The 12,005-nt window shown below is 64.8% G+C and carries 13 protein-coding genes; 12 read left to right on the forward strand and 1 reads right to left on the reverse strand.

Annotated features, from left to right (window positions below; all coding sequences use genetic code 11):
- The first annotated feature begins 152 nt into the window (after positions 1-152).
- The 12 genes from GA0004734_RS04845 to GA0004734_RS04900 all read left to right on the forward strand — a co-directional run bounded on the left by GA0004734_RS04845 (position 153) and on the right by GA0004734_RS04900 (position 11,383).
- A complete protein-coding gene (locus tag GA0004734_RS04845) occupies positions 153-1,433 on the forward strand; it encodes an imelysin family protein (protein ID WP_092931671.1) in 1,281 nt (426 codons plus the stop codon).
- A gap of 35 nt (positions 1,434-1,468) precedes the next feature.
- Positions 1,469-3,061 (forward strand): di-heme oxidoreductase family protein, encoded by a 1,593-nt coding sequence (locus GA0004734_RS04850; protein ID WP_092931673.1) that lies wholly within the window; start codon positions 1,469-1,471, stop codon positions 3,059-3,061.
- The gene (locus GA0004734_RS04855; protein WP_092931675.1) at positions 3,061-4,194 is read left to right on the forward strand and encodes an imelysin family protein; all 1,134 of its coding nucleotides are present in this window, start codon (positions 3,061-3,063) and stop codon (positions 4,192-4,194) included. The genes GA0004734_RS04850 and GA0004734_RS04855 overlap by 1 nt, the downstream gene beginning before the upstream one ends.
- A 12-nt stretch (positions 4,195-4,206) precedes the next feature.
- Positions 4,207-5,316, forward strand: a complete 1,110-nt coding sequence (locus tag GA0004734_RS04860; RefSeq protein ID WP_092931677.1) for a DUF1513 domain-containing protein — start codon at positions 4,207-4,209, stop codon at positions 5,314-5,316.
- A 152-nt stretch (positions 5,317-5,468) separates the two neighbouring features.
- On the forward strand, positions 5,469-5,921 hold the full coding sequence (locus GA0004734_RS04865; RefSeq protein WP_092931679.1) for a TspO/MBR family protein: 453 nt from the start codon (positions 5,469-5,471) through the stop codon (positions 5,919-5,921).
- A 124-nt stretch (positions 5,922-6,045) separates the two neighbouring features.
- Positions 6,046-6,498: a PaaI family thioesterase gene (locus GA0004734_RS04870; protein ID WP_092931681.1), complete on the forward strand. Its 453-nt coding sequence runs from the start codon at positions 6,046-6,048 to the stop codon at positions 6,496-6,498.
- Positions 6,499-6,515: 17 nt separating this feature from the next.
- Complete coding sequence (locus tag GA0004734_RS04875; RefSeq protein ID WP_092935923.1) at positions 6,516-7,157, forward strand: 5'-methylthioadenosine/S-adenosylhomocysteine nucleosidase; 642 nt, start codon at positions 6,516-6,518, stop codon at positions 7,155-7,157.
- Positions 7,158-7,242: 85 nt separating this feature from the next.
- The gene (gene guaA / locus GA0004734_RS04880) at positions 7,243-8,820 is read left to right on the forward strand and encodes a glutamine-hydrolyzing GMP synthase (protein ID WP_092931683.1); all 1,578 of its coding nucleotides are present in this window, start codon (positions 7,243-7,245) and stop codon (positions 8,818-8,820) included.
- 241 nt (positions 8,821-9,061) lie between these two features.
- Complete coding sequence (locus tag GA0004734_RS04885; protein ID WP_092931685.1) at positions 9,062-10,135, forward strand: succinylglutamate desuccinylase/aspartoacylase domain-containing protein; 1,074 nt, start codon at positions 9,062-9,064, stop codon at positions 10,133-10,135.
- Between the two features lie 4 nt (positions 10,136-10,139).
- Complete coding sequence (locus tag GA0004734_RS04890) at positions 10,140-10,490, forward strand: ArsC family reductase (protein ID WP_092931687.1); 351 nt, start codon at positions 10,140-10,142, stop codon at positions 10,488-10,490.
- Between the two features lie 18 nt (positions 10,491-10,508).
- Positions 10,509-10,982, forward strand: coding sequence for a Cys-tRNA(Pro) deacylase (gene ybaK, locus GA0004734_RS04895; protein ID WP_092931689.1), 474 nt, complete (start codon positions 10,509-10,511; stop codon positions 10,980-10,982).
- Between the two features lie 83 nt (positions 10,983-11,065).
- Positions 11,066-11,383 (forward strand): DUF6074 family protein, encoded by a 318-nt coding sequence (locus GA0004734_RS04900; RefSeq protein WP_092931691.1) that lies wholly within the window; start codon positions 11,066-11,068, stop codon positions 11,381-11,383.
- 5 nt (positions 11,384-11,388) lie between these two features.
- Here the strand turns inward: GA0004734_RS04900 and GA0004734_RS04905 are convergent, their stop codons facing one another.
- On the reverse strand, positions 11,389-11,943 hold the full coding sequence (locus tag GA0004734_RS04905) for a 2'-5' RNA ligase family protein (RefSeq protein ID WP_092931693.1): 555 nt from the start codon (positions 11,941-11,943) through the stop codon (positions 11,389-11,391).
- Between the last annotated feature and the right edge of the window lie 62 nt (positions 11,944-12,005).

Raw genomic sequence — 12,005 nt, forward strand, 5'->3', positions numbered from 1 at the left:
GCGTTCTAAACTATACGCTTTGACACAAGTTTCGTTTTGGTTCATGAGGTTCGAACGGGCGGGGCGCGCTGGACGTGCGCCCGGTCCCGGATCCGTTTCACGCGTGCGGTACCCCTGTCCGGATCCCGGTCGGGCTCCGCCGAGGAGAGGTCATGACCGTATCATTCCTTCGTTCCGCCGCTCTGGCGCTGGCAACCGCCACCTCTGCGCTGGCCATCCAGCCGGCCGCAGCTGCGACCGATGCCGCCGCCGTGCTCAAGCATTACTCCGACGTAGCGCATGCCAAGTTCGAGGACGCCCTGACGACCGCGCAGGCGCTCGACAAGGCCGTGGACGCGCTGATCGCGACGCCGAGCGAGGCGACGCTGAAGGCCGCGCGCGAAGCCTGGCTCGCCGCCCGCAACCCCTATCAGGAAACGGAAGTCTATCGTTTCGGCAACCCGATCGTCGATGAATGGGAAGGCAAGGTCAATGCCTGGCCACTCGACGAAGGCCTGATCGACTATGTCGATGCGAGCTATGGCAGCGAGAGCGACGAGAACGCGCTCTTCACAGCCAACGTCATTGCCAACAAGACGATCTCTATCGATGGCAAGACGATCGATGCGTCGAAAATTACGCCGGAATTTCTGTCGGGCACGCTGCAGGAAGCCGACGGCATAGAGGCGAACGTAGCGACCGGCTACCACGCCATCGAGTTTCTGCTCTGGGGGCAGGATCTGAACGGCACCGGCCCGGGCGCCGGCAACCGCCCCTATACCGACTACGACACCAAGGCCTGCACAAACGGCAATTGCGATCGCCGCGCCGCCTATCTCAAGGCCGCGACCGATCTGCTCGTTTCCGACCTGAAGGAGATGACCGCCAACTGGACGCCGGACGGTGCGGCCACGAAGAACGTCGAAGCCGATTCGAAGGTCGGCCTCACCGCCATCCTGACCGGCATGGGCTCGCTGTCCTATGGCGAACTGGCCGGCGAGCGCATGAAGCTCGGCCTGCTGCTGCACGATCCGGAAGAGGAGCATGACTGCTTCTCGGACAACACCTACAATTCGCACCTTCATGACGCGATCGGCATCGAGCAGGCCTATCTCGGCACCTATACCCGCACCGACGGCACGAAACTGACCGGCCCCTCGCTCTCTGAACTCGTCGCGGCCAAGGACCCGGCCGTCGATGCGGAGATGAAGGAGAAGCTCGCAGCGACCGTTGCGGCCATGCAGGCCATGGCGAAACGCGGCCAGACGGTCGAGGCCTACGACCAGATGATCGCGGAAGGCAACACCGAAGGCAACGCCGTCGTTCAGAAGGCGATTGACGGGCTCATCGCCCAGTCGAAGACCGTCGAGCGCGTGCTGACCGCGCTCGATCTCGGCAAGATCGAACTCGAAGGATCCGACAGCCTCGACAACCCGAACGCCGTCTTCAAATGAGAAACGCGCCCGGACGCAGCAAAGCCTGATCCGCGATGACCGTCCGGACCGCCCCTCGTTTCGTCACGCCCATCGCCGCCGCGACTCTTGCGGCGGTTGTCGCGGTCGTGTGGGCCGGCTGGCGTTTGTCGGCGGCTGACGTTGCCGCTACCGGCCCCGTACCGGCGCCTGCAACCGCGCAAGGCGAGAACATGGCGCAACGGACCGATCTGTCGGACATGGACAGGCGCCGCGTCGCCGATGTGGTCAGGCCGACGCGCGATTTTTCCCGCCCGGAACCGTTCGAGACGATGGCCGGCGGCGCGGGAACCTCGACGGCGAAGCCCGACCGGGCGGGACTGACCCATCCGGCAGGCAATCTCGATGCCGGTGGCGGGGAGAGCTTCCGCCTCGGCAGCGCCCTCTTCGAAAAGCTCTGGGTGTCCTCGCCGTCTTCCACGCAGGCATCGGACGGCCTCGGCCCGCTCTACAATGCCCGCTCCTGCGAAACCTGCCATGTCAGGGACGGGCGAGGGCGCCCGCCGGCCGGTGCGGCGGGAAGCCCGTCTCTGGTCCTGAAATTCTCGTTCCCCGATGCCTCGCGATCCGGTGCAGGAGGCGACCCGGTCTATGGCCGGCAGTTGCAGGACAGCGGCGTTCCCGGCCTGTCGGCCGAGGGGCATCTGGCCCTCCGTTACGAAGAAGTGCCGGTCACGCTGGCCGGCGGCGAACGCGTCAACCTGCGCCGCCCGGCCTACGACATTCAGGATCTCGCCTACGGACCTCTCGACAGCGCCACCCGCCTATCGCCGCGCCTCGCGCCGCCGATGACCGGCCTCGGTCTGCTGGAGGCGATCGACGTTGCCGATATCCTCGCCCATGCAGACCCCGATGATCGCGATGGCGACGGGATCAGCGGCCGGCCATCCTGGCTGACATCGGGGGCAGGTGGCGTGTCCGTGCTCGGCCGGTTCGGCTGGAAGGCGCAGGCCCCGACAGTTCGCGCTCAGGCAGCGGACGCCTTCGCGACCGATATCGGAATCTCCACGCCCGACGATATGAGAAGCCACGGCGACTGCACCGACCGGCAGCCGAAGTGCCTTGCCATGGAAGACGGCGTGCAGCCCCGATTGGGGTCGAGTGAGGCACCCGATCCGGTGCTCGATCTCGTCGCCTTCTACGCCCGTCACCTCGCGGTCCCGGCGCGGCGGAACGTCGCGGCACCCGCCGTGCTCGCGGGCAAGCGGCTCTTCTCCGAGGCGGGCTGCGCCTCCTGCCACGTCCCGAAATTCGTCACCCGCCGCGATCCAACCTCGCCAGCCACGGCGTTCCAGCTCATCTGGCCCTATTCCGACCTGCTGCTGCACGACATGGGCGAGGGCCTCTCCGATGCCGTCTCGCCGTCCGATCCTGGGAACGCGGACGCGGCGAAGCCGCTGCCGGGGGAATGGCGCACGCCGCCGCTTTGGGGTATCGGTCTTGCGCAAACCGTCGATGCGCGGGCAGGCTTTCTGCATGACGGCCGCGCGCGAACGCTGACCGAGGCCGTTCTGTGGCACGGTGGCGAAGCGCAGGCCGCGCGCGATCGTTTCGTTTCCCTCGACGCCGCGGATCGCCGCGCGTTGCTCGCCTTTCTGGAGTCGCTCTGATGCGTCTATGGACAGCCATCCTGCTTACTGCGGCGCTTGCCTCAGCCACGCCCGCCTTCGCGCAAGAGGCGGACGAGGATGTCGGCGCGGTCTCGTCGGGCGGACTTGTGGCAGAGGCCGTGCCGACGGCCATGGCGCGCGCCGTCGATGGCTTCATCCGCCCCGGTTACCGCGATCTGGTGGAGCGTACGGGCGCGCTGGCCGATCATCTTCGCCCGCTCTGCCACCGGCCATCGCCGCAGTCGCTCGCCCGCGCTAGGCGCGCGTTCTCCGAGGTCACCGCCGCCTGGTCGCGCATCGAGATCGTCCGCGTCGGACCCGTTCTCGATGACAACCGGTTCGAGCGCGTTCTGTTCTTCCCCGACCGCAAGAGCACGGGCCTGAAACAGGTCCAGCGGATTCTCGCCGAAAACGACGAGACCGCCACGATTGCCACCTCGCTGCGCGGCAAGAGCGTCGCGGTGCAGGGGCTCGGCGCGCTGGAATACGTGCTGTTCGGAACCGATGCCGATGAATTGCTCGACGCGCCCGATGGCTTCCGTTGCCGCTATGCCCGCGCCATCGCCGAAAACCTCACCAGCGTCGCCGCAGAACTGAGCGCCGCCTGGGAGAACCCGCGGGGCGTACAGGCCGCATGGAAGGCGCCGGGGCCGGACAATCCGCTCTACAGAACGCAAGGGGAGGCCGCGACCGAACTTCTCGGCATCCTCGTCCATGGCGTTGAGAGCCTGCGCGATCAGCGCCTTCGCCCGGTCTTTGCCGGCGAGATAACGCCTAAGCCTTCGCCGGGCCACCCGAAACTCGCCGTCTACTGGCGCTCCGGCGAGACGATGGACTCGGTTGCCGGCAATGCGCTTGGCCTCAAGGCCCTGTTCGACACCGCCGGCATGCGCGCGCTGCTTCCGGCCGACAGGCAGTCGATCGCAGACTCGATCGACATCGTCTTCAACGATCTCATCGCCTCGGCCGATGCCGTCGATCAGCCGATCGACAAGGCACTGATGAACCCAGCCGAACGCGTGAAACTGCTTCTCGTCCTGCGCAATGCCAACGATCTGCTGCAACGCTTGAACATGGATTTCGGTGCCGCCATCGGGCTCGGTGCCGGATTCTCCTTTGCCGATGGCGATTGACGGGGCTGAGCCATGACGCTTTCCGGCGGACCAGCGCGCGCAAACCTTCTCGACAGACGCGCCTTTCTCTCCATGGCCGGCGCCGCCTGGGCGGCTTCTCTTTCGCCGGCGGCAGCAACAGCTTTTACCCGCACAGACGCCGTCTTCGCCTCCGCCTTCAGAGATCGAGACGGGTCCTACGGCATCGCGACCGTCTCCGAGGAAGGCGAGGTCATTGATCGTCATGTCCTGCCGGATCGCGCCCATGGACTGGCGCATTCGCCGCTATCCGGCCGCACTGTCGCCTTTGCCCGTCGCCCGGGAACCTTCGCGATGATCCTCGACGGGGCCGCACGCAATGAGCCGGTCGTCATCACCGCCAGCGAGGGACGGCATTTCTTCGGGCATGGCTGCTTCTCGGCGGATGGCCGGCTGCTTTACGCGACGGAGAACGATTTTGCCGCCAATCGCGGCATGATCGGCGTCTATGACGGCACGGACGGTTTCCGCCACATCGCCGAATTCCCGACCCACGGCATCGGTCCGCACGATATGACGCTGTCGCCGGATGGACGCCTGCTGGTGGTCGCCAATGGCGGTATCGAAACGCATCCGGATTTCGGGCGGACCAAGCTGAACCTCGATCACATGGAGCCGTCACTAGCGCTCATCGAAACGGCGACCGGCCGTCTGGTGGAACGTCATCTCATGCCATCGCATCTCCGGCAGCTCTCGACCCGCCATGTGGACATCGATACGACAGGCCGGATCTGGTTTGCCTGCCAGTACGAGGGGCCGCGCAATGCCCGCCCGCCCGTTGCCGGCGTGTTCGCGCCCGGCGAGGACATCCGCTTTCTCGACCTGCCGGAGGAAGCCTCGGCGGCGCTTTCCAACTACGTCGGCGCCATCGCTGTTCACCGCGGCCAAGGCCTGGTGGGTCTTGCGTCTCCGAAAGGCGGCGCTGTCGTCACCGTCGATGCGCACACCGGCGCCTTCGTCCGGCTGGACCGGCTTGCCGATGCCGCCGGCATCGCGCCGGCGCAGAGCCCGGGTTTTGCGGTCTCCTCCTACGACGGCCGTTTTGCGGGAACGACCTCGCCTGTCGCCTGGGACCAGCATATCGTCCGCACCCGCCCGACCTGACGGGCGCTGTGGCTCGGCACCTCACTGTAAACCGCTGGGCTCTGCCCTAATTTTCCGTCTACCTCGCTTGCCGAAATCCCAAGCCCAGTTTTGCAGTTATCCGGTTCCGAAGCATTCGCGCTCCGGCTGGACATTCCCTTGATCGGACCCTCATGCGCCTACTCCTGACCTATGCTCTCTTCATCGTCGCCGTCGTCGCCTGCGGCTTGCTGATCGGGATCAACAATATCCCCGGCGAATGGTACCAATCTCTCCAGAAGCCGCCGTTCAACCCGCCGGACTGGATTTTCGCGCCGGTCTGGACCACGCTTTACATCATCATCGGCTTTGTCGGCGCCCGTACTTTTTTACGGTATCCCCGCTCGCGCGCCATGCGGTTCTGGGGCGCCCAGATGCTGTTCAACTTCGCATGGTCGCCGCTGTTCTTCGGCTTTCACGAAATCGCCCTGGCGCTGATCGTCGTCCTCGCGCTGCTAATCTCGGTCTACGGCTTCATCGCCGTGTCGTGGCGGCAGGACCGTTTGTCGGCATGGCTCTTCGTACCTTATGCCGCCTGGGTGTCGTTTGCGACGCTGCTCAACGGCTCCATTCTGCTCCTGAACTGAGGATCCCCGAAGCGAAGGCCTTGCGGGGGAGGGGAAGCGCGTGCCAGTCTCCGTCCGTTCTGAACAGGCGGCCGGCCACAGCCGTTCGCCGAGGGCCAGCCGGGTTTGGCGGAGGGGTGTGGACATGGCTGAGACGACTGAACCGGACTTTCGTGCCCGTGTCCGCCGGAGTTTCGACCGGCAGGCCTTCATGCGCACGATCGGCGCCGACCTGACGCGGGTCGAGCAGGGCATGGTGGAGATCGAGCTGCCCTTCGATGAGATGATGACGCAGCAGCACGGCATTCTCCACGCCGGCATCATCTCGTCCGCGCTGGAAACGGCGGGAACCTATGCCGGTTACTCGGTGCTGGAGCCGGATGCGGGATTGCTGACCATCGAATTCAAGGTCAATCTTCTCTCGCCCGGCAGAGGCGAGCGCTTCCTGTTTCGCGGCGAGGTGACCAAGCCCGGCACCACCATCATCGTCTCCGACGGCCGCGCCTATGCCATGTCGCAGGATGCCCCACCAAAACTGATCGCCTCGATGACGGCCACCAAGATGGTCGTGCGCGGCCGCGAAGGATTTGCAGAGTGAACGAGAAGCCCGACGTGATGCCGCAGACCCTGCTGAAACAGGTGGGCGGGCAAGCCATTCTTTATGTGATGGCGGCAGAGGCCGAATACGGCCCGCACCTGAAGACCCGGATGACGCCGCTGATGACCGGCGTCGGTCCGGTGGAGGCTGCCGTCTCCGTCACGCGCGCCCTGTCGCAACTGTCCCTCGAAAACAGGCTTCCGGGGCTCGTCGTCTCCCTCGGCTCGGCCGGCTCCGCCACGCTCGAGCAGGCGGAAATCTATCAGGCCATCTCGGTTGCCTATCGCGATATGGACGCCTCGCCGCTTGGCTTCGAGAAGGGCGCGACGCCCTTTCTCGATCTTCCCGTGACGGTTACCCTGCCCCTGCGCATCCCCGGTCTTGCAGAGGCGAGCCTCTCCACCGGCGGCAATATCGTGTCGGGCGATGCCTATGCCGACATCGCCGCCGGCATGGTGGATATGGAGACCTTTGCCGTGCTGCGCGCCTGCCAGGCCTTCGGCGTGCCTCTGGTCGCGCTGCGCGGTATTTCCGATGGCAAGGCCGAGCTTCGCCATATCTCCGACTGGACGGCCTATCTCCATGTCATCGACGAGAAGCTCGCAGCCGTCATCGACAGGCTGGAAACGGCGGTGGCAGAGGGCAGGCTCGGCCTTTGAAGGGCGCAAAAGCGGGTTTGACGTTGCACTTGCCGGCCTGTTTATTTAAAGGCTCGGAATGATCCCGCGCGTGAAAAGGCCAGGCATGACCGAGATAGCCCATCCCGACAGCATCCTCATCATCGATTTCGGCAGCCAGGTGACGCAGCTCATCGCGCGCCGGGTTCGTGAAGCCGGCGTCTACTGCGAGATCCATCCCTTCAACAATGCCGAGGAAGCCTTCGCCCGCATGGGTCCGAAGGGTGTCATCTTCTCCGGCGGCCCGGCCTCCGTGACGGCGGAAGGCAGCCCGCGCGCGCCGCAGGCCGTGTTCGACAGCGGCATTCCGCTGCTCGGCATCTGCTACGGCCAGCAGACCATGTGCACCCAGCTCGGCGGCACCGTCGAGGGCGGCCACGCTGCCGAGTTCGGCCGTGCCGATGTCGAGATCAGGGCGGCAAGCCCGCTGTTCGAAGGCCTCTGGGAGGTCGGCGGCCGTTATCCCGTGTGGATGAGCCATGGCGACCGCGTGACGCAGCTGCCGCACGGCTTCGAGGTCATCGCCACATCCGAGAACGCGCCCTTCGCCATCGCAGCCGACGAGAGCCGTCGCTACTACACCACCATGTTCCATCCCGAAGTGGTGCACACGCCGGATGGTGCGAGGCTCCTCTCCAACTTCGTGCACAAGATCGTGGGCCTGAAGTCGGACTGGACCATGGCCGCCTATCGCGCCGAGATGATCCGCAAGATTCGCGAAGACGTGGGTGACGGCCGGGTGATCTGCGGTCTCTCCGGTGGCGTCGACAGCTCGGTTGCCGCCGTTCTGATTCACGAGGCGATCGGCGACCAGCTGACCTGCGTCTTCGTCGATCACGGCATGATGCGCCTCAACGAGGCGGACGAAGTGATCAAGATGTTCCGCGATCACTACAACATCCCGCTCGTTCATGTGGATGCGTCGGACCTGTTCCTCACCGAGCTTGCCGGCGAGGTGGATCCCGAGATCAAGCGCAAGATCATCGGCCGCCTGTTTATCGAGGTGTTCGAAGCGGAAGCCGCCAAGATCGCCGCGGACGGCAAGGGCGCCCCGGCCTTCCTCGCGCAAGGCACGCTCTATCCCGACGTCATCGAAAGCGTGTCCTTCTCGGGCGGCCCGTCCGTGACGATAAAGAGCCACCACAATGTCGGCGGCCTGCCGGCCCGCATGAACATGAAGCTGGTCGAGCCGCTGCGCGAACTCTTCAAGGACGAAGTGCGCGTGCTCGGCCGCGAACTCGGCCTGCCCGAACGCTTCGTCGGCCGCCATCCCTTCCCGGGTCCGGGCCTCGCCATCCGCTGCCCCGGTGGCGTGACGCGCGAAAAGCTCGACATCCTGCGCAAGGCCGATGCCGTCTATCTCGACGAGATCCGCAAGGCCGGCCTCTACGATGTCATCTGGCAGGCCTTCGCCGTGCTGCTCCCGGTCCAGACCGTCGGCGTCATGGGCGATTACCGCACCTACGACTTCGTCTGCGCCCTGCGCGCCGTCACCTCGGTCGACGGCATGACGGCCGACTTCTACCCCTACGACATGAACTTCCTCGGCCGCACGGCCACCCGCATCATCAACGAAGTCCGCGGCATCAATCGCGTCGTCTACGACGTGACGTCGAAGCCGCCCGGCACGATCGAGTGGGAATAAGCAAAGCAGGCCGGCGCGGAACCGAGGGGTGACGCGCTGGCTGTTCTGCACGGTCATGGCCGGAGCAAGTTAAGCGCGTGATCGCAAGGCCCGCATGGTTGCTGCACAGGTAAGCCAGTCCCATCGCTTGAAGATCTCTCTCTTTTGCGCCATTCACAGCCCTTAATCGATAGACCGCAGAATTTTCGTTCCCTTTTTGTTCTTGAAGGTCGCGAGGGTTCGGCTATAGTCGCGCGACAGGATGGAGGCCAGTGTGAAGCAGGACGCAATCGTCATTCCCGGAGATACGCCGGGGGTTAGCTGGCGGGTTCCGGTGCTCGAATTTTCAGGCGCCAAGGCTGGTACTACGCCGAAGGTCTACATTCAGGCGGCCTTGCACGCCAACGAGCTTCCGGGTGTTGCGACGCTTCACCGTCTCTGCGCCCGTCTGCGCGAGGCAAAGGCGGCAGGAGCGATCCGGGGTGACATCACCATCCTACCGCAGGCCAATCCTATCGGAGCGGCCCAGTCGCATTTCGGCGAGATGCAGGGCCGTTTCGACCTGGGCTCCCGCGGGAACTACAATCGCGATTTCCCGTTGATCGCTGCCTCCGACCGCGATGATCTGCTGGTCGATCTCGACCGCTTTACCGCGCCGGAGCGGTTGAAGCGGGAGTTGCTCTACCGTGCGCTCGGTGCCAATCTCGTGCTCGACCTGCACTGCGACGACGAATCGCTGCCCTATGCCTATATCGACAGCGCCTTCTGGCCCGAGGCATCCGACCTGGCGTCCGCCCTCGATATGGATGCCGTATTTCTCTCCGACGGTGAAAGCTCCGCTTTCGAGGAGGCCGTCTCCTACGCGTGGAAGCAGGAGGAGGGCGGCAAAGGTGTTCCGCTGCCCGGTCGCCTCTCCGTCACGGTGGAATTGCGCGGGCGTCGCAATGTCGGCCCGGATGTCGCACAGTGCGATGCCGATGGTCTCTGGGCCTTTCTCGAAACGCGCGGCGTCGTTGACGGGGGCGGGCCGGCACTCCGGCCCTATGCGGGGCCTGCCTTCGCGCTCGATACGATCGAAATGATCAAGGCGCCCATTCCTGGCACGATCCTCTTTCATTGCGATATCGGAGATCACGTGGAAGCCGGCGATCTGCTGGCCGTGCTCGTCCCGCGTCCCGGCTTTCCGGAAGACGACGTAGAGCTACGCGCACCGCAGGCGGGGCTGGTCGTCACACGGTCGTCGGCACGTTTCGCCCGCCGCCGCGACGACCTGATGAAGATCGGCTGCGCCGAGATGACCGCAGCAGGCCGCAGGGCCGGAACGCTGGAGGACTGACCCCATGACCACGATCCTTTATGGCATCCGCAACTGCGACACGATGAAGAAGGCCCGCACTTGGCTGGATGGTCATGCGGTCGAGTACCGTTTTCACGACTACAAGATCGAAGGTATCGACCGTGCGTATCTATCGGGCTGGTGTGCTGCCTTGGGCTGGGAAGCCGTGCTGAACAGGGCAGGGACCACCTTCCGCAAGCTGCCGGACGCGGAACGAGAGGCCATCGACAGGGAAAAGGCGATTGCCCTGATGCTGACCAATCCTTCCATGATCAAACGGCCGATCCTCGACCGCGACGGTGCGCTGACGGCGGGTTTCCGGCCGGAGATCTACGATACGCTTTTCGGGAACTGAGCCAGGGGAAAACGAGCCATGTCGAAGACGACGCGTGCGACGCAGATGCTGATCAAGGCGGGAACAGCGTTCACCACCCATAGCTACGATTACGACCCCTCTGTGGACAGGATTGGCATAGCTGCGGCCGAAGCGATGGGGGAGGCGCCGCAGCGCGTGCTGAAGACGCTGATGGCGGAGGTCGATGGCAGACCGGTCTGTGTGGTCGTGCCGTCCGATCGCGAAGTGAGCATGAAGAAGCTGGCGGCGGCGGCGGCCGGCAAGGCCGCCGCGATGATGAAGCCGGCCGCGGCCGAGCGGCTGACCGGTTACCATGTCGGCGGCATCAGCCCATTCGGGCAGAAAAAGACAGTGCCGACCTTCATCGAGGAGACGGCATTTGCAGAGCCGCTGGTCTATATGAATGGCGGCCAGCGCGGCTTGCAGATCCGTCTGTCGCCCGCCGATGCGCTCAAGGTTCTCGGCGCCATCGCCGTGCCGTTGGTTACATAAGAGAACAGCAACAAGAGGTTGGAAACGAAGCGTTAACCAAAATCTCCTTACATCGGTGTGACAGAAGGAGAATCGGTGTGAATATGAAGGCAGGACACGACGCCCGGGAAACGCATGGCGCGATCGTCGCATTTCCGCTGTCCGGACGGACAAACCTGATTCGCCGTTGCGCGGCCGAACTCGAGGCCGTCCATGGCGAGGCCGCTATTGCCTACTGGCGCACCGCCTGCCGCGGCCTTGCCGATGATCTTGGCAAACTCGGCTGTGACGAGGACGATATCCACCATCAGGTCATGGATTTTCAGACCGAAGTTCAGCTCGAAATGATGCGCCGCTACACCGAGCGCCTGGAAGCCGGCGCGGATGCCGACCCGGAGACCGGTCATCGCGCCCGCACCTGACGCCGTCAGGAGAGCGGAAAGCGAGCCGCCTTCTCCCAAGGGCCACCGGCATAGTACCAGAGGGACAGACCGGTGACGGTGAAATCCCACGGCGCGAAGTCTTCGGACAAAGTGGCCTGAAGCGTCCGCGCCGTTTCCGCCGAAACCTTGTTCTGCACCGTCACATGCGGCCGGAAGCCCTGCTGGTCCTGCCGCGTCAGCCATGGCTGAAAGCGCTGGGTAAGCGAGGCTCGCAGGCCCTGTAGTGCCGGGCTCGACAGCGCAAAGGCAACGCCGTTTCCAAGGAAGCGCACACGCTCGACCGTCACCGTGATCGGCGATCGCCCGGCAACGGCCTGCGCGAGATGCTGCATGATGGCCTCTCGTTCCTCGCCCGGCAGAGCATGAAACAGTGTGATATGCGCGGAGAGCCAGTTTCGCTCCGGCGGGAAATACCGGCTCCGCAGATGATCGAAATGCGCCTGCGCCGCTGCCTCCATCTCGACCGTAACAATCATGGGCCGACGGTCGACATCCGCTGAGCGCGCCTCGTCGCGTTGTTCGTCCTCGCTCTCGGCCATGATCCCTGTACCCCTGTGCTATCCGTCTTACGCCTGCGTATCCGGCTCGGATGCAGGGAAAG

This window comes from Rhizobium sp. 9140, from assembly GCF_900067135.1.
Taxonomy (GTDB): domain Bacteria; phylum Pseudomonadota; class Alphaproteobacteria; order Rhizobiales; family Rhizobiaceae; genus Ferranicluibacter.